The sequence below is a fragment of the Streptomyces nanhaiensis genome (assembly GCF_046614825.1).
GTDB classification, from domain to species: domain Bacteria; phylum Actinomycetota; class Actinomycetes; order Streptomycetales; family Streptomycetaceae; genus Streptomyces; species Streptomyces radiopugnans.
In genome coordinates this window covers 126,978-145,579 of record NZ_JBKJFM010000002.1, presented here as the reverse complement: position 1 = coordinate 145,579, position 18,602 = coordinate 126,978, and the positions used below count along the sequence as shown (strand labels likewise).

The following is an 18,602-nucleotide window of genomic DNA, read 5'->3' as shown; positions in this document are numbered from 1 at the left end:
GAAGTGCGCGCAGATCTCATCCAGGGCGGCAGCGAACACAGGGAAGACGGCGTACAGCTCACGCCCCATCCCGGCCCGCTGGCTGCCCTGCCCCGAGAACAGAAACGCCAACCGCCCCTGTGCCACAGTCCCACGGTTCCGTACGACCCGGGACGCAGGCTCTCCCGAGGCCAGCGCGGCAAGCCCGTTCAGCAAGGTCTCCCGGTCCCCGCCGAGGACGACCGCCCGGTTCTCGTGAGAGTCGCGTGATGTCGCCAGCGACAGCGCTACCGCGTCCGCGTCCAGCTCGGACCGGTCCGCCACGAACGTCTGCAGCCGCTCGGCCTGCGCGCGCAGGGCGGCCTCCCCGCGGCCGGAAACCAGCCACGGCACCACGGCACCGACCGGCTCTTGCACACCCCTGCCACCGGACGTGGTCCCAGGCTCGGTCGCTGGCAGCCCCTGAAGGACCATGTGGCAGTTGGTGCCGCCCATCCCGAACGAGCTGACGCCCGCGAGTGCTGGCCCGGGCTCCGGCCAGTCCGCCAGCGACTGCTGGACGCGTAGGTTGAGTTCGTCTAGCGGGATGCGTGGGTTCGGCGTTTCGTAGTGGAGGCTGGCCGGGATCTTGCGCATATGGAGGGATAGGGCGGTTTTGAGGAGGCCGACCATTCCGGCGGCGCCCTCCAGGTGCCCCACGTTGGTCTTGGCCGAGCCGACCGTCAGCGGCAGTCGGCGGCTGGTGGCCGTGCCCAGGACGTCGCCCAGGGCGGATGCCTCGATGGGGTCGCCCAGGGCGGTGCCCGTGCCGTGCAGTTCGACGTACTGGACGTCCGCGGGGTCGACGCCGGCTCGCTCGTACGCCAGCCGCAGCACCTCGCTCTGCGCGGCCGCGTTCGGCACAGTGAGGCCCTCGGTCGCGCCGTCGTTGTTAAGCGCGCTGCCGCGGATCACGCAGTAGATGCGGTCGCCGTCGGCGAGCGCCCTGGCGAGGGGCTTGAGGAGTACCGCCCCGCCGCCCTCGCCGCGGACATAGCCGTTGGCCCGGGCGTCGAAGGTGTAGCAGCGGCCGTCCGGTGACAACCCGCCGAACCGGTCGGCGGCGAGGGCGCTTTCGGGGACGATGTTGAGGTTGACGCCTCCTGCGACGGCGAGTTCGCAGCTGCCCGAGCGCAGGCTCTCGCAGGCCTGGTGGACGGCGACCAGACCGGAGGACTGCGCGGTGTCCACGGTGAGACTCGGGCCGTGCAGTCCGAGGGTGTACGACACCCGGTTGGCGATGATGGCGCGCTGTGTCCCGGTCAGCGAGTGCTGGGTGACGGCCGACAGCCCTTGGCGGTTCAGCAGCACCGAGTAGTCGTTGGCGATCGCGCCGACGAAGACACCCGTGTGACTGCCCCGCACCTGCCGCAGAGGGATGCCGGCGTCTTCGAAGGCCTCCCAGGACAGTTCCAGCATGAGCCGCTGCTGGGGGTCCATCATCGAAGCTTCACGCGGGGATATGCCGAAGAATCCGGGGTCGAACTCGTCCACCCGGTCGAGAAATGCTCCGTGCCGTGCGGCGGGAGGGAGTTCCTCGGCATTCCAGCGGTCTTCGGGAACTTCGCCGATCGCATGCCTTCCGTCTCTCAGCAGTTTCCAAAACGCGCTCTTGTCGGGGGCCTCAGGGAGTCGGCATGACAGTCCCATAATAGCGATTGCGTCGTCCGGTATCCCGGCCTCGGTGAAGCCGTCGCGGAATTGAGACATGCGACCGTGATCCCCCATTAAGTGAAATGCATGAGACGGCACCCTGCGGCACACGCAAAGACAGTTGCCGACTTTAATCAAATGATGGTTGGCCCCTACACCCCTATTGACCCCCTAGTGACCGCTGAAAGACGCGGAGGGCAGGGGCGGAAGCGCCGAGAGGTACGGGTCCCCGCGCGGGAAACCCGTACCCCTCGACGTCACTTCAGGCGGACGGAGCTTGTACGGAGAGTGAGTGACGGAACACGTTCCGCGGGTCCCAGCGCGCCTTGACCGCCTGCAGCCGCGGGTAGGCGCCCTTGTAGTACAGCTCGGACCACGGCACCCCGGAGGTGTTCCACTCCGCGTCCGCGAGGTCGGCGTCCGGGTAGTTGACGTACGCTCCATCGGCCGACCCGCCGGGCACCGGTACGCCGCCGGTGTCCGCGTACACGTCCCGGTACAGCTCGCGGAGCCACCGCTCATGGATCGGGTCCTGCGCCGGGTCCTCCCAGGTCGTCACGTACACGATCTTGAGGACGGAGTCTCGCTGCGCCACCGCGGTCCGGTCCGCAGGAACGGCGTTGACCTTGCCGCCGTAGGCGATCAGCGCGACGACCCCCGCCGGATTGTCGTAGTCGGTGCCGGTCAGGTGTGCGTACAAGGTGCCGACCTGCCGGTCGTCGAAGCTCCGGCGCGCGTACGCCGCCTTGATCTTGGCCCTGCCGGTCATGTCGCCGTCCCCGGCGATCCCGGGCCAGCGGGTCGAGTGCAGCCACGGCAGCCGCCGGGTGTCGCTGTACGGCTGTACGCCCACGCCCTCGGACACGGCAGCCAGGTACGTCTGCAGCCTCTTTTCCGCGTCCGGGCCGGTCGCGTCGAGCTGCGTCGTCATTGCGAGGGCGCCGGACTGGCTGCGGGTCAAGGCCAGCACGCTGTAGAGGTCGCACCAGGGGGAGTCGGGGCCGCTGTTCTGCTCGAACCACCTGCCGTGATTGCGGACCAGTCGCGCGAAGGCCGCCTCGTCCAGTCCCTCCCACGGCCACGCCGTGGTGTTCAGGAGCACCTCGGCCGGCGGCTGCGGCAGCAGCCGGCCGGGCTCTGGAGGCACATCCGCGTCGGCGGTGCGTAGCCAGTACCTGACGACCACGCCGAAGTTGCCGCCGCCGCCCCCGGTGTGGGCCCACCACAGATCATGGTGGGGATCGTCGGGCTCGCGTGTCGCGATCACGGTCCGCGCGTCACCCGACTCGTCGACCACGACAACCTCGAGCGCGTGCAGATAGTCAACGATCGAGCCGTGCATCCGCGACAGCGGGCCGTAGCCCCCGCCGAGGATGTGCCCGCCCGCACCCACATCGGGGCACGCCCCGCCGGGCAGCGTCACGCCCCACACCCGGAACAGCGTCTTGTAGACCGCGCCCAGCGTGGCGCCGGATTCGACGACGAACGCGGCGCGTTCGTCGTCGAATCCGACTGCCGACAGCCGCGACATGTCGATTACCACACGCACATCGGGATGCGCCACGAAGTCCTCGTAGCAGTGCCCTCCACTGCGCACCGCGACTCGCTTCCCCGCCCGTACGGCCCGGGAAAGGACCCGCTCTATTTCAGTGGCCGAACCCACCAGATGTATCTCATCCGGCTCACCTACGAAGCGCAGGTTCTCACCCCGTCGTAAGTCCTCGTACCTGATATCGCCGGGGGTCACGGGATTGATGTGATTCACCCTGCTTCTCCTGCCTTCCGAAACGGACGTCAAGCCGTCCTGTTGTGGTCGGATACTAACGAGCTCGTGCACGGTAGGCGGTGAGGCGTTGAGCTGCTGATCGTCGATCATGGTCGTGTGGTGGGGAACGCGTCTCGTGCAGCGATCATCAGTGACCGGAGGATCACGGGCCTGTCGGCCGACGTGATCGCTGAACTGGTCGCCGAGCTGGGTCCGCTGTGGCATGAGCGGCACCAGGCCAGGCTCACCTCCCGGCCGCGGAAGCGGGCGGTGGGCGCCGGTGCGAAGCACCGGCTGGTCTTCGTCGACCGGCTCCTGGCCACGCTCGTCCACCTCCGTCACGCCACCACGCATGACGTGCTGGCCTGCTGGTTCGGCGTGGACCGCTCCACCATCACCCGCGCCGTCGGCGAGGTGCGGCCCCTGCTCGCCGAGCGAGGCTGCACCATCGCCCCCGGCGTGCGGCTGCGGACTCTCGCCGAGGTCATCGACCACCTCGGTGTCAGCGGCAGGGCCGGGATCATCGATGGCACCGAGATCCGGGTCCGGCGCCCGGCCGCCGGACGCAGGGACCGGGAGGCGTTCATCTCCGGCAAGAGCAGGCAGAACGCCGTCAAGACCATGGTCGTCACCGACGCCGGCGGCCGGATGCTGTTTGGCAGCCCGACCCGGCCGGGCAGCTGCGCGGACATCACCCACGCCCGCCAGCTGGGGCTGGCCAAGCTCCTGGCCGACGGGCCGGCCGTGGAGATCCTCGCCGATGCCGGCTACCAGGGCCTGGGCGCGCAGACCGGCGGACGGGTGGTGACACCACCGCACCGGAAGTTCAAGAAGAACGCTCCCGACTGGTACGAGGAGATGTATGAGCGGCAGCGCACGGCGCATTCCTCGCGGCGCATCCGGGTCGAGCACGGCATCGCCCATCTGAAGAACTGGCGTGCCCTGGCCCGCCACCTCGGTCGCCGCGAGCACATCAGCGACACGGTCCAGGCCGTCGCCGGACTGCTGTCCCACCAGCAGACCGCGGACCTGGCGTTGGCCCAGCAGAGGTGAACAGCGAGCCTCACCGAGGTCCTCGACGTCTCACCGCCTACCGTGCACGAGCTCGTTAGCTGAGCCGGAGCGGGGCTGGGCGGGAGCAAGGCGGAATATAACCGTTTACGTCACACGCGCTTGTACAGGGTCCCCTCCGCCTCACTCAGTTCGCGTTCGACGGACTCGGTGAGATTCGGGTTGTCGATGAGGACACCGAACTCGACGTTGTTGTTCTCTGCGCTCCAGGAGAGGTTCGCGCTGGTGACCAGGAGGAGATGGTGGTCGATGGCGAGGAACTTGGCGTGGTTGCGTACGTACCCGCCGTCGAATTCCTTGGTGCGCCACACCTCGGCCGGGGCCATGTGCGCGGCCACGTCCGCAGTCGACGGGGACCAGTGTTGTCCGCCGCCGTCGGCGGCCTGAGCGTCCATGTAGATGCGGACGGCGACGCCGTCGCGCTGTGCAGCCTTCCGCAGTGCCGTCCAGAGCACCGAACTGCGCTGGAAGTTGAAGGTCGAGCAGATGATCGAATGGCGGGCGCTGTCCACGAGGCGGGTGATGGAGGTGGTGAGTGGCCCACTCTGGGCAAGGTGTCCGGGCATGGTCCACAGCGGCGACAGTGTGGTCGGAAGTGCCCGAGCCCCCTCGATCGCCCGAAGGACCAGAACTTGCTGGTACGTCGCTCCGGTGTCTCGGGCCACAGCCTCCAGTAACCGCCGAACCTCTGCTCGCTGGCCGACCGCGACGACCTTGAGCGCGGTGGTCAAGGTGTCGCCGTCGGCCAGGCGGTCTGCTATGTCCTTGGCCTCGGTTCCGGTCAGGAGCCGGCCGAGCTGCCGCGGCGCGTTCGCGTCACTCATGGGCCTGGAAGAAACCTAGATCGCTGCCGGGCAGGTCGAGGAGAAAACGGCGATCGAGGAAGCGGTTGGCGCGCTCGCAGGAGGTCTCCGAGGCCATGACACAGCAGTGGCAGGCGGCACCGTGAAGGAAGTCCTCGGGGTCCTGTGGGGTGCGCTTGGAGCAGATGGGGTCGGAGGAACAGCGTGCGGCCTTGCGCAGTGCGCTGGCGACGACCCGCTGGAGGCGCATCGGCTCGCTGAGCTGGACGAGGCCGCCGAGGGTGCCATCGCTGTCGGAAGCGGTGGTGCAGATGAGGAGGCCGGCCGCAGGATCACGGCCCTCGGCGGCAGGCCATGCGTAGAGACGTTCGCTGAGGCTGGCAGCCGAGTATCCGCAGGTCAGGGCGAGCTCACGGATGAGAATGTGGGCAAGGGTATGGATAAGCCAGTAGCGCGGGGGCTTCAGGCGGCTGTCGGGATCGATCTGGCCTGCGGTGTCGGAGAAGCGGCGCTCGAAGTTCCTGCGGTGTGCCTCTCTGTGGAGTTTCCACAGGTCGGTGTCCAGGACGTGTTTCTCCCATGCATCGACGGCGCTCTCGTCGAGCTGGAGGAAGATGCCTTCGCCCCGGTCCTCGGTGGCCACGGTCCAGGCCGGCCGGGACGTGCGGGTCAGCGGGGCCAGGCGGCGCGGGAGGTCGCCGACGCGGTCCATGTCGTCGATACGGGTGAAGCCGACCAGGGCGTTCACCTTGCGGAGGCGTTCGACCGCGAGCACGCGGATAATCTCGGGCCGCAGGGCATCGCCCCGGGCACGGGTGGCGAGGGTGAGCCCGCTCTTGGGGTCCTCGACGCGGGTGCCGAGGATGTCACGCAGCAGGTAACGCCATTCGGGGACGAGGAGATCGACCGGGTCCCAGTCGCGGAGCTTCTTCTCCTGTTCGTCCGGGGTGTCGGTGGGGGCGGAGGCCGTCTGTAGGACCTGCTCCAAGTCGTGGTCGGACAGGCCGGTGACGTCGACGCGGTCGTCCAGCAGGTCCCGGATCAGGTCCAGGTTGTCGCGGTACTTGGCGAGTTTGTCGCCCAGCGCGGTGCGGACCCGGTCGGCCAGGTCGTTGGCCTGCTCCTCCTGGGACTCCGGCATCACGATGATCGACTGGGTGGCCGGGAACCACAGGTTGGAGGCACCGACGAGCATCAGCCGGGTTTCGTTGCGGCAGCCCCTGGGTTCGAAGGCGTCCAGGTGGGGGTGGCGTCCGCGGCACTGCGGGAGTTTCGCCCTGCCGGCCTCGCCCTGGGCCTCGTTCATGGGCCGTCGCATGTCGCAGGACGCACAGTGGATGACGGCCGAGGCGCCCTTGCCGGCGGTCCGGTCGACCATCTTCAGAGCGGGCAGCTCCGCCTTGCTGCACGGTTGTCCGCGGTGCACCCACAAGTCGTATGGGAACTCGTCCAGGTGCCCGTCGACGCAAGCCAGCAGGTACCGGGCCGGGATGGCGGTGCGGCGCATCGGCTTACGAGTGCCGGCGCCCGCGCGGCCCGTGCACTTGGCGTGCTCGAAGACTGCCAGGTCGGTGCGGAAGGGGTGCGTATTGCGGTAGTCGAACTGAGTAAGCAGTCCGAGCATGTCACAACCCGTGCACCGCAGCCATTGCGGGAAGACCCGGGAGGGCACTCCGAGGTCATTGCCTTCGGCGGACCGGCTGTGCCTCTTCGGCTGCCAGGGATACGGTCGCAGCTGCACGTCGGGAGAGCGCAGCATCATCCGGACCACCTCACGCAGGCGAGGGGCGTGAATCTGCGGGGGTGCGGAGTCGCGGCGCCGCCAGATGCGGTCCCAGTCGTCTAGGCCGGTGGGCATGATCGTGAATTGCGGCAAGTCCATGATCGCGCCGGGACCATAGGTGTACAGCAGAGAGGAGGGACGGGCCGAGCCGACCTTGGCACGGTTGTGCTTGGTGGCCTTCTCTGCCTCCCGCTCCAGGTCACCCAGCGGGTCGACGGCGTGGGCGACGTCGTAGACGAAGCGCGTCTCGTCACTCACGAGTTGTCCTCCGGCATCTTCCACTGAGGGGCATGGTCGGGCGCCCGGTACACCAGTCGCTCCTTGATCGGGCTCACCAGGAGATTGATCTCCGGCTGCACCTCGCGCATCGAGTTCGCCACGATGAACGGCGCGGCGTCACGGGTGTCGATACCTGCCTTGGCGTTCTCCGCGCTCATCATCAGCGCATCGTGACGGCTGTCGTCCAGGACCCTCTCGTACACCAGGGACTTACGCAGCTCTGCGAGGTGCTTGCGTCGCTTGCCCCATTGGTCGAGCCGGTTTTCCAGACGCAGGCGGGCACGGTTGGCGGCATCCTCGTCGCCGGCCCGCGCGACGCGACGCACGAGGGCGTTGACGAGTTCGCCCGCGAAGTGCTGCTCGGCCTCGATGCGGGCCGCTCCGTCTTCCGGGGACAGCCCCTGGCCATGGCCGGCCTTCGCGGCCTGCAGGACGCGGGCTGCGCTGACCAGTACTCCGTCCAGGCCGCGCTCCAGGGAAGTCACCGAGAACGGGGTCACGGACAGCGCCTCCACCTGGGCGTAGAACGTCTCGTGGTAGTGGCGGAACTGCTCGAAATGGGCGAGGTCTCTCGGGCGCGCCCAGTTCCCGAGCGCGACTACCAGACCCGGCCGATCCGCGGTACGGCCGACACGGGAGGACGCCTGGATGTACTCCGCGGTGTTCTTCGGCTGCCCGACCACCAGCATCAGACCGAGGCGGGGCACGTCCACACCCACCTGGAGCATGGAGGTGGCCAGGACCACGTCGTACGGATTGACCTCACGTGTGGGTTCCGGCTTCTTCGCCTCCCGCAGGGCACGCCGGTTGCGCTTCCCCGCGGTGGAGTCGAAGGCCGGGTCGAACGCCGTCGCCATCTGGTCCAGAGTTGCGGTGATGTCCGCGCTGGCCACTCGCGAGGTCAGCTCGGCGACGTGCAGCGAACCGAAGTCGGTGCCGGTGCGGCGGGGGAGTTTCGACCAGGGGCGGCCCTTGGCGAGCGCGGTCTGGATGTCGTCGCTCATGTACCGTGCCATGCCGGCGAGCTCACGGGTGGCGCTGAAGTAGCCCACCAGGCTCATGTACGGATCGGCCACGCGGCCGGAGCGGTCGAGAAGCAGTTGCCCGCCGGCCAGGAGCACCTCGGCGACCCGGATCTCCGCCGTGGTCAAGCGCACCCCGGTCGTGCTGATCCCGACGTACCGGCGCCCTGGGTTCTTCTCGGAGACCGGGATCTCCTTGGAGAAGTAGGTGTTCCCAGCGTCCAGGACCTGTGGCGGGAAGATGGTCACATCGCGCCCGTACAGCGCACGCACCTGCTCCGACGCGTTACGGGCGGTGGCCGTGGAGGCGACGAGCAGCGGACGCACGGGGCGCCCGTCCTTGGTCCGCCAGTCGGTCATCACGTCGATGGCCACCTCGAACAGGCCCACCGTCGTGCCGAGCGCTCCGGTGATCAGATGCAACTCGTCCTGGATGACCAGATCCGGGGGCCGTAGCCGCGTGGCCGGATGGACGGGAGCCGCCGGCCAGCCGTCCTTCTTGGGGTGTTTACTGCCGTCCTTGATGTCGCATTGCTGATAGTCGGGATGTACGAAGCCGTGCCGTTCACAGCGCCGCGAGACGTGCCCGAACAGCGAGGCGGCCTCGCCCTCCCGCGCCAGGCGGGCGAACTTGTCCACGGTCGCGATGACGAACGTCGGCGCGAGCCGGTAGATCTCCTCGTCCACCGTGAGTACCGGCAGCCCGTCCGGGACCTCGCCGCCGTCTGCGAACGGGCAGTCGGCCAGCTCGTCTCCGCAGTACACGTACACCCGGCGCAGCGCGGGCTCCGTACGCACATCGCGTGCCTCAACCCGTGTCCCGCACCACGGGCAGCGCTGGATCTGCAGCACCGTCAGCCGATAGCCGCGGCCGCCATGAGCCTTCTGCAACTGCTCGGCGGCCTCGTCGTACCGCTTCGGGCTCACATCGGTACCGACCCACAGCCCGATCCGGAATGGCTCGTCCCCCCACGTCGCCACATCATCGCGCCGCGCCAGCTCCGCCGCGCACACCAAGGCGGTAGCACGCTGGAACTGCTGGGCGGTGAGCAGGCGCAGGGTGTACCGCATCAGGACAGCGACCCCGGATCGCCCGTCCAGCGGACCGTCGAAGGCATCCACGACGCCTTGCCGACGACGGATCGCGAATGTGTAGGCGGCCAGACCGAGATACGCCTCCGTCTTGCCACCACCGGTCGGGAAGAACAGCAGCTGCGCTTTGGCCAGATCCCCCGACCGCTTCTCGGCCGCCGGGTCGGACAGCAACGGCAACTGCATGAGCACGAAGGCGAGCTGGAAGGTACGCCACGAATGCGCCAGGGCCCCCTTCTCCGCGAGGATCGCTTCGCGGGCCTCGTCGATGCTCTCCTCCGGCCGGCTCGCACGACGCTCCGCGACCTGGGATTGCACACGCTGATCGGCCATGACCCGATTCATGAACCGGAAGCAGCGCAATGCCTCCTCGTCCTCGAGGAGGTGCTTCAAACCGTCTTCAAGCTGGCGTTGCACCCGACGCGCCTCGGTGACCGCGTCCAGCCCTTCGGCCCGCAGGTGCTCAGGAAGAGCCTTGGCCCGCTTCTCCTCGCCATCCAGCCAGGCTGTGTAGCCTGCGACGATCGGCTCAAGGCCCGTACGCAGCTCGTCGGTCGATGCCTCCTGAAGCTTGCGCATGTCCAGCAGGGCCGCGCTGATCTCCTCGGCGGCCGTCTGGGGCGTCTCGCTCACCGGCAGCCAGGTCGTCCAGACTTCGCTGGCTCTGCGGGCTCCCTCGGCCACCTTCCAGTCGACCGAGCAGGTCCGGCCATGAGCGAACTCCAGACGGTTGCGGTACTGCAGCCGCAGTCGTCGCAATTCGTCGTCCGGCTCCTCGCGTGTGTCGAGGAGTACGTCATTGACCGGCAGGAACACCTCAGCGCCACCGGCCGACACCAAAAGCTTGGTCTGGTACAGCCAAGCCTCGACCGGGATCTTGCGGGGCGTCTCCCGGTCATTGCACAGCGCCACCTCGATCAGTCGGCAGCCACGCTCGGCATCGTCATACCGATCCACCCGGAGCAGGATCTTGTCCTTGAGTACGATCTCGGTCGTACGGGATGGCTTCAGGTCGGTGACTTTGATCGGCTTGGCGATGGCATGCGGGGTGCGCTGGAAACGGCGGAGAGCTGGAGCGGGCGCCGCGTTCTCACGCCCGCTGTCTTCGGCGCCTTCGCCGCGCTTCTCCTTCACAGGCTCGTACGTGCCCCACGAGGCGGTCACCGTGAACTCGTCCAGATCGTCGGGGATCTGGAAGCGCAGCCCCATCGACGCCGGAATCATCAGCCCGCGCTTCTGCGGCTGGTCCTCGACCTCGTCCTCGTCCGAACTCGCGCTACTGTCGTCGACAGCGGTGAGCGGCACGCCCCGGCTCTCGACGGCGTCTACAGCATCGCCTACGTCGGTCGCGGCGTCGTCCGATCCTGCCTCACCCGGGTCGTCCTGGCCGGCGGTGAGCCGAACAGGTGCAATCCGACCGATCAGGTACGCCGAGTCGGGGACACCCTCAAGGATCTCGTTCGGGCCGTTGGCCGGGCCAAGGAGCTCACGTTCCAGGATGTCGACCAAGTTTTCGCGGACCGTCCAGGAACGACCGTCGGGTTCGAGAGCGAGACGGTAGGCCTGGGACTGGGGGCCGCCGGATGTCGCTGCGGGCTGGGCGCCGTCGCGCCGGGGGGTGGTCACTCGTCGCCTTCCTCTTCCTCGGTGTCCTCATTGTCGCCGGTGGGTGTGACAATGCCCTGTGCGGCAGCACGGCGATGGTTCTCTTCGAGGAGCCGGTCGAGGACCTCCACACGGGCAGTGGGGCTCACCGTCCAGCGCTCCATCTGGCGGTATGTGTGGAAGCCGTGGTCCAAGGGGACGTCGCTCCAGCCATAGGCAGCCATGACGGCTCGGTCCAGCTCGACGTGGATCTCACGGAGGCGGGCTACGTCGGGATCCTCGGAGTCAGTGATGCCAGGGTCGTTGACCAGGTTGTAGAGCTTGGTCAGGCCGAAGCCGCGGCGGAGCATGATCTCTCGCCGTTCAAGGTCCAGTACCTTCCCCGGCTCGACTAGATCTCCATTCGAAGTCGGACGGGGAAACGTGCCGAAGACATCGGATGGGGTGTAGCGAACATCTGTCCGCATCGTAGAGCCGTAGGTAATGGCCCACAATTGATGTAGAGAAGAGGATAGGACCGCCTGGTCGGCGAACGAGTCGGTAGAGAAAACGACTACCGCTTCACTAGGCACGGGACCGACCCTTATCCGGCAAGGCATTACGGTCTTACTCACACGCGTAAGGACAAGCATCTCGTCAAGGTCGGCGATCGCTTCCCTCATCGCGGGGCGAGTCCTAAAGAAACGCCACCAAGGCGCCTCCCGAACCGCCTTAGATTTTCTGGCGCGCTCTGGCTTCACAGTCTCCAGCAGCCGCTGGTACGGCAACTCGTACTCTTGCGCCTTTTCCTCCGGCCAGTCTTTGAAGTCAATTACCCATCGCGACGGCGAGCTGTCCGGTCGAGAATTAAGGTCCTCGCCGTTGAGGAATGGAAAAAGTACGTCTTGGTTTCTCGAATCCGCCGCAAGCCACGCCGCAGCCTCACTGGGTTCAAGCAGGAATCCCCTACCATACGGCTTGCAACCCTCGAACGTTACCCCCTGGTTTTCCGCCAGTCTCTTCGGATGCCCTTCAATCCGACCGCCTGGTTCAAGGAGCGTCGAGATCCGCCGAGCTTCAACCCCGTCAACCATGCGCTGCGCGGCCGGGCTAATTGGTCCATAGGTTCCCCACACGGCAGAATATTCCAAGCTCGCGCTTGAGACAGGCCAGCGCTCGCTTTGGGTTGCCTTTGAAATAGTAAACCCGTCTGAGACCATCGAGTCCAGGCCGGTCTCCCTGGTATCACCTTGTGCAATCGTATTGGTTGCAATCAAACCGATGTTTCCCCGGCGCGTGAGAAGTTGGCCAGCTCGCAAGAAGAAATATGCAACGAGATCGGCTCGACCACCTCCCCGACCGCCAGAAATTCTCCAGTTGAGCCAATCGCGAACGTTCCCTCCTGCTGCGCCAGAAATGCCAGTTCCGGCTACGAACGGGGGGTTCCCGATGACAGCATTAAATCCGCCCTGCTCCATCACATCCGGCACGGCCAGAACCCAGTGCAGCGGCTTCCACCGCTCATAATCTGTCGTCACAGTTGGAGTGAGCCCGGCTTCCTGGATGCCGTCGAGCATCGTACGGTCCGCATCCCCACCATCAGCTGGGTACGCCTTCTCCACCGCGATGCGCAGGTTCTCGTATGCGGCCTTCAGCTGTTTGCCGGGCTTGCCACCCCACCGCAGCCCGGCCGCGATCACCCCGTCTGCAACATCGGTGAGCTGCGCCGTCAGTTCCTGGTATCGGCGCCATTGCCGCCGCTTCATAGCGGCTGAGCGCTGCGGGTCGCTGTCGTCGACTTCGGTGGCGAGCTGACGGCGTAGACGGCGGGCCTGGTCCAGGATGTCGTCCACGTCCAGCGCGAAGATGCTGAGCTGGTTGCCGGCCGCGGCTGGGTCGATGTGGAGGCGGCGCAGTTGGTCTGCGTCGGTCAGCCCGAGCAATGCGTTGCCGTGGAGCACCTTGTCGTCGACAAAGGAGAACGGGAGCTTCGGGTCCAGCGACACCAGCCAGAGCGACAGCTTGCACATCTCCACGGCCATGCCGTTGATGTCGGCGCCGTAGAGACAGGTCGCGACGACGGTCCTTATCGCGTGGACGTGCAGGTCGTGCGGTGTTCTTCCGTACGCCACGCCCTCGCGCTGCCATGCCTCGACGAGGCGGTCGGCGAGGTAGCGTGCCGCGGCGACGAGGAAGGCGCCGGAGCCGCAGGCGATGTCGGCGATGCGTAGGTCGAGGATCTGGTCGGAGTCGATGGGCCGCCACGCGTCCTGGTCGGCGGTCTGGTGTGGTCCGGGCGAGTAGACGAGAGGTTCCAGCGCGTACCGGACGACTTCCTCGGCCAGAGAGCGGGGCGTGTAGTGCGCGCCCGCCGAGGCGCGCGAGGGGGTCTCCACCAGCAGAACGCCGCCGGGCTCCACCACCAGCGGTCGGTTGCGCAGGTCGCGGCGGATAATTCCGATGAACGGGCGCAACCGGTCACGCAGTTCGGGGTCGTCGGTGACATCGCGCAAGGCGATCTCGGTGTCGTCGGGAGCGTTGCCCGCCTTCAACGCCTTGGTAAGGGCGGCCTTGCTGGACGGCTTTGCGGCCGGCTGGTGCTGCTTGATCCAGGCGAGGACCGCGTCGGCCAGCGCAGCCTCGGCGTGCTTGGTCTGGCTGAGTTCCTCGAGGGTGGCGAGGGGGATCTCGGGCTCGGAGCCTGCGCTCCCGGTCAGGCCGACGATGATCTCTTCGACAGGTTCGCATGAGTAGCCGAGCAGGCCCTCGTAGATGTAGCCGATTTGTTCGACGTCGATGTCGCGGAAGGAGATTCGTCGTGCTCCGCCGGGCAGCTGAGCGATCTGGACGGCGCGCAGGACTTCGAGCATGACGCGGTCGCTGACCGTGATGGCCAGGGTGTCCTGGGAGTCGCAGGTGGTGAGGAAGGGGAAGCGGGCCGGGTCGAAGAGGGAACCGCCGTACTCGGGCAGGCGCAGATCTTCGAAGCTCGCGCCGCGGTACAGGGCCTGGGAGGTGGCAAGAAGTCGGTGCCAGGTCAGGAACGTGGCGTCGAGGGCCTGTTCGCCTTCTTCCTTCTCACGGACGTCGAGGCGGTCGAGTTCGTCGCTGATGCCGTACCCCATCGCGAAGAGGCGGCTCTGCGGAAGCAACCCGCGTTCTTCGGCGAAGAGGAGGAAGACGACGCGCATCATGACGGTGACGGCGGCCTCGTAGACCTCGCCTCTCGCTGTCGGCAGCGGGTCGGGTTCACCTCGTCGCTGTGCGTCCAATGCGCCTTCGGACAGAGCCTGGACGATGAGTTCGACGGCGCGGCGGACCTGGGTGCCGAGTGCTTCGGTGATTTTTTCGGCGGCGGTGACGGACTCGCCGAAAAGTTCCGTCAGCCGGTCCTGCTGCTTGCCGCCGACCAGGCGGCGGCGCTGGAGGAGTTCGATGAAGGCGTTGCGGGTCTGGGGCTCTTCGATCCAGGTCTGGGCGTCGACGATGCCGGAGGCGACCATGGTCTGCGGCCGGGCGCTGACGATTGCCCACCAGCGGCCGTCGGTGACGACGCCGATGGGGACACCGGAGGCGCGCAGCAGCTCTTCCATGCGGTCGATAGGACTGGCCGACCAGCCGTCGGTGAGCGGATCGCGCAAGGAGTCCGTGGGGTCGGTGACCAGAACGAGGGCCCCGGTCGTGTCCCCGTGAACGAGGGCGCCGTGGGCGCGCACCGTGACGGTGTAGTCGGGCGAGCGGACCTCGACGGCGGACGGGGCGGGCACGGTGTAGGAGGCACCCCAGCGCAGCCCCTGGCGCAGAACGAGATCGACCCAGATATCGCGGGCCTCGCGGTACAGGTCAAGAGCGGCTTCGTCGCCCGGGTGCTCGTCCCAGTTCTCCCATGCCTTCTCGAAGGCCGGCTTGGCATCCTTGATGGCGTCGAGTGCGCGGGAGTCGGGCTGGGGAATGCCTTGCGGGTAGACGCGCTCCAGGGCGGGGACGGCGAGGAACGGGCCGTCTGCGTCGACGAGCTCGAGCCAGGCACGGTGGAGATCGGCGGCGGTCGGGGGGTAGCGGCGGCTCATGCCTTGACCATTCCGTTCTTCGCGTCTTCAGGAGTGAGGGCGAACACGACCGCGGCGGCGGACACGTAGGGCCTGATGTCGCTGTAGCGCTCCTGGATCGAGGCGATCTCGCGCGCCTCCTCGTCGTCCAGGCTGTCCAGGCGCTCGTTCATGTGGTGCAGGTCCCGGCGGCGCTGCTTCTGCTGGTCGTCGGTGAACAGCAATTCTTCCTCGGCGCGGATGGCCTGCTCCAGGCGGTCACGGGACTCGCGCAGGTTGAGCCGGAAGGCGTCGAAGATCTCATGGGCACGCTGGATGTCGGAGTCCCGGCGCTGGGTGAGCGCCTCCGTGACCTTCTCTTGGCGGCTGGCGCTCTTGCGTTCCATCGCGGTCAGCAGGCGTGTGCGCAGCCGGGAGCCGTCGTCGTTCCACTGCTCGGCGAGGTGAGCGCGCACCTTCTCATCGGCCAGGAGTAGATCCTCGGAGTCGAGGGTCTTGTCGAGGACCTGCTCGACCTTGGACTCGGCAAGGGCCTGACCGCGTAGCCGGACGCCGGTGAGGAACACCTCCTCGTGCAGCCGCAGCCCGCCGCGTCCGACCAGGACGAGCCGGGAGACGGCGGCGACACAGGACTCGGGGAGGCCGGGGACGATGACGGCGGTTACCCGGTGCACCGGAGAGTCCGTGCTGAACAGAGCGGAGCGCAGGGTGCGGGTGGCGCGCTGCATGAGGGCGTGCCCGAGGTGGATGTGGACCAGGTCGGTGCGGTGCTGTGCGGCCCGGTCGTCGAAGGTGATGGGGCGCGGGACGCCCGGTTCCAGACGGGTGTCCAGGCCGCGCAGGGCGGGCTGCCAGGAACGGCTGAGGTTCGGGATCGCGAAGACTTGCGCTTCGGTGCGGTCGTCGCCGATCTCGACGAGCGGGGGCTGAGAGGTCAGGGTCAGCGCGGTGTCCACCACCCGGCGGGCGTTCGCGGGCGTGAGATGCATGGCCGCCTTGCGCTCGTCGTACGTCTCCGACAGCCGGGTGAGCTGGCGGTTCAGCTCCATTCCGCCGGCCAGCACGCGGGTGATCACCTCGTTGCCGTCGTCCGGCGCCGTCAGCCGGGCCTTGCGCGCCGTACGGGTGGGAGCGAAGTGCTCCTGTACCTCGGCGTCGATGACCTGGTTGACCTTGCCGAGGTCCTCGGTGGCCTGCCCGACCTTGGTCGCGATGATTCCCATGAACTTCATGTCCGCGTCGTATGTCGTGGAGCCGGAGACCGGCACGAAGTGGAAGATCTCCGGGTTCTTCGTCTGCCCGTACCGGTCGATCCGGCCGATGCGCTGCTCCAGACGGGACGGGTTGAAGGGAATGTCGAAGTTGACCAGGCGGTGGCAGTGGGTCTGCAGGTCGATGCCCTCGCCGGCGGAGTCGGTGGCAAGCAGGACGCGAACCGGGTGCTTGTCCGGGCTCTCGGTGAACCGGGCGCGAATCTTCTCCCGCTCCTCGGTCGGGGTCGAGCCCTGGATGACCTCCAGCACGTCGTTGTAGCCACGTTGCCGCAGGACGCGCTCGATCCACTCAAGGGTGGCCGCGTACTCCGTGAACACCACGACGCGTTCATTGGTCCAGTGGGTACCGTCCGGACGGCAGACTGCGTCGAGGAAGGTCAGCAGTTCTTCCAGTCTGGAATCCGGCTTGTGCTCGTATCTGCGCCCCCACTCGATGAGTGAGGCGATCTCGCTACTGGTAGCCGTGACCAGAGGATCCGAGCCCTTGGAGTGACGCAGTGCGGTGAACTCGGGGTGCTCGGCAGCGCCCTCTTCCTCGTCCGACTGGCCGCTGCCCAGCACCTCCGTGTAGTACTCGTCCTCGTCGTCCACCCGTAGTTGGCGGTCGCCGCCGTCCGTGCCCTGATAGAGCTCAAGGGTGCGGGCGAACGACCACGGGCTGGACAGGAAGCGCTTCTTCAGCAGCATCGCGACGATGTCGCCGCCCGAGCGCTTGCCGTTTGCCCGGGCACTGTCCGCCAGTAGCCGTTCCAACCGCGCGAACTGCTGCTGCTCCTCTTCCGAGGGCGTGAAGGGGAGAGTCTTCAGCTTCCGGGTTTTGAACCCCTTGTCCGGAAGGTCGGTCTTCAGCCATCGCACCATCACCTCTTTGAGGGCGCGCTCGTCGATGCTCGCACCGCGTGTGAACCGGCGGCTGTCGATCATTTCCAACAGGGCGGTGAACGACTCCGAATAGCCGTTGTGAGGTGTCGCGCTCAGGAACAGCCGGTGCTCGCACGCCTCCGCGAGCTTCATCGTCGCCGTGGTCCGCTTGCTGTCCACCGCGTAGCCGCGCTGTCCCGGCGCCGTGGTCGGGCTGGCCGGCGCCACATGGTGCGCCTCGTCGACCACCAACACGTCGAACGCGTACCGCCTGGCCGTCCCAGAGTCGCGCACATCGGCCAGCACGTCACGCAGCAGGCGCTGCGCTCGCAGCGACGGCAGCCACGCCATGCTCACGATCACGCGAGGAAAGAGCCGGAATGGGTTGGCATTCAGCCCGTGGCTCCGCCGGACCTTCGCCATCAGCTCACTGTTGACGATGACGAAGTCGAGGCCGAACTTCTCCCGCATCTCGTCCTGCCACTTCAACGACAGGCTCGGCGGGCAGACGATCACCACGGATCGCGCGCGGTGCCGCAGCAGCAGCTCCTGCACGACGAGGCCAGCCTCGATGGTCTTGCCCAGACCGACATCGTCCGCGAGCAGCAGGTTCGTACGTGACGACTGCAGGGCCCGGCTCAGTGGCACCAGCTGGTACGCCTCCACATTCGCGCCACTTCGGAAGGGAGCCTGATAGGAGTTCGCGTCCGCCGAGGTGACCGCACCCCAGCGGACCGCGTCCACGAACGCGGCGAGCGTGTTCGGGTCATCGAACGCTTCCGCTCGCACGGTCTCCGGCAGCCCTTGGTCCGGCGCGACGGTGTGCCCGACCTCCAGCTCCCAGACCACCGTCAGCTCCTGCCCGAGACGGTCTTCGTCCAGCGACTGCAGGCTGACCACATGAGAGAGGCCCGGAACGCCCTCGTCGGCGGGGCTGCGGGGGAGGCCCTGCTTGCTGACATCGGACACCGCCCAGGTGGAGCCCCGCACCTTGACGACCTGCCCAGGCTCCGGGACCGGTGGTAGGGCCGTCACGCTCGCGGTACTGCTCGCTGATCCCTGCGAATGCTCCGTAGCGGTCGCCACCTGGGCAGACTCCTTCACCAACGCCGTCATTGCCGGTCCATGATCCTCGTTGCCCGTCGCTCCGCCATCAGAGGCTGAAGGATCACGAAAGCACTAGTATCTACGACCTTGGGTACGGGCGCTTCAAGTCGCGTAGAATTGCTGACATCGCTGGTCAGGCGGTGCAGGGAGGCGTTCGCTGAGCTGTCCCGGGCGGCATTGACAGTCACGCGGTGCTGGGACGGGACCGGCTTCGCTCGACCTCATGCCCAAGGTAACGTGA

8 protein-coding genes are annotated in these 18,602 nt (G+C 67.3%); 1 reads left to right on the top strand and 7 read right to left on the bottom strand.

Annotated elements, in window-relative coordinates; translation table 11 throughout:
* Together ACLIYP_RS01535 and ACLIYP_RS01530 are read right to left on the bottom strand one after the other, a co-directional pair.
* On the bottom strand, nucleotides 1–1,728 hold a 1,728-nt coding region (locus ACLIYP_RS01535; protein WP_412711311.1), incomplete at its 3' end, for a type I polyketide synthase.
* 205 nt (nucleotides 1,729–1,933) lie between these two features.
* Nucleotides 1,934–3,547 (bottom strand): FAD-binding oxidoreductase, encoded by a 1,614-nt coding sequence (locus ACLIYP_RS01530; RefSeq protein ID WP_412711310.1) that lies wholly within the window; start codon nucleotides 3,545–3,547, stop codon nucleotides 1,934–1,936.
* 9 nt (nucleotides 3,548–3,556) lie between these two features.
* Between ACLIYP_RS01530 and ACLIYP_RS01525 the strand changes: the two genes are divergently transcribed.
* Entirely contained in the window at nucleotides 3,557–4,489 is a 933-nt protein-coding gene (locus tag ACLIYP_RS01525) for a transposase family protein (RefSeq protein WP_412711309.1), read from the top strand.
* A 110-nt stretch (nucleotides 4,490–4,599) separates the two neighbouring features.
* Here the strand turns inward: ACLIYP_RS01525 and drmC are convergent, their stop codons facing one another.
* Genes drmC through drmD form a run of 5 tightly spaced genes read right to left on the bottom strand, consistent with a single transcriptional unit; the run spans nucleotide 4,600 to nucleotide 18,289 of the window.
* Nucleotides 4,600–5,331: a DISARM system phospholipase D-like protein DrmC gene (drmC, locus tag ACLIYP_RS01520; RefSeq protein ID WP_412711308.1), complete on the bottom strand. Its 732-nt coding sequence runs from the start codon at nucleotides 5,329–5,331 to the stop codon at nucleotides 4,600–4,602.
* Nucleotides 5,324–7,351: a DrmB family protein gene (gene drmB / locus ACLIYP_RS01515; protein ID WP_412711307.1), complete on the bottom strand. Its 2,028-nt coding sequence runs from the start codon at nucleotides 7,349–7,351 to the stop codon at nucleotides 5,324–5,326. Before drmB ends, drmC begins: the two co-directional genes overlap by 8 nt.
* Nucleotides 7,348–11,112, bottom strand: a complete 3,765-nt coding sequence (drmA, locus tag ACLIYP_RS01510) for a DISARM system helicase DrmA (RefSeq protein WP_412711306.1) — start codon at nucleotides 11,110–11,112, stop codon at nucleotides 7,348–7,350. Before drmA ends, drmB begins: the two co-directional genes overlap by 4 nt.
* Complete coding sequence (locus ACLIYP_RS01505) at nucleotides 11,109–15,140, bottom strand: Eco57I restriction-modification methylase domain-containing protein (RefSeq protein WP_412711305.1); 4,032 nt, start codon at nucleotides 15,138–15,140, stop codon at nucleotides 11,109–11,111. The genes drmA and ACLIYP_RS01505 overlap by 4 nt, the downstream gene beginning before the upstream one ends.
* Nucleotides 15,137–18,289, bottom strand: coding sequence for a DISARM system SNF2-like helicase DrmD (drmD, locus tag ACLIYP_RS01500; RefSeq protein ID WP_412711304.1), 3,153 nt, complete (start codon nucleotides 18,287–18,289; stop codon nucleotides 15,137–15,139). Before drmD ends, ACLIYP_RS01505 begins: the two co-directional genes overlap by 4 nt.
* Nucleotides 18,290–18,602 lie beyond the last annotated feature (313 nt).

Excerpts from the sequence above, each read along its gene's own strand:
- ACLIYP_RS01530 (WP_412711310.1), bottom strand. The coding sequence starts at position 3,547 with ATGATCGACGATCAGCAGCTCAACGCCTCACCGCCTACCGTGCACGAG.
- ACLIYP_RS01505 (WP_412711305.1), bottom strand. The coding sequence starts at position 15,140 with ATGAGCCGCCGCTACCCCCCGACCGCCGCCGATCTCCACCGTGCCTGG.
- drmC (WP_412711308.1), bottom strand. The coding sequence starts at position 5,331 with ATGAGTGACGCGAACGCGCCGCGGCAGCTCGGCCGGCTCCTGACCGGA.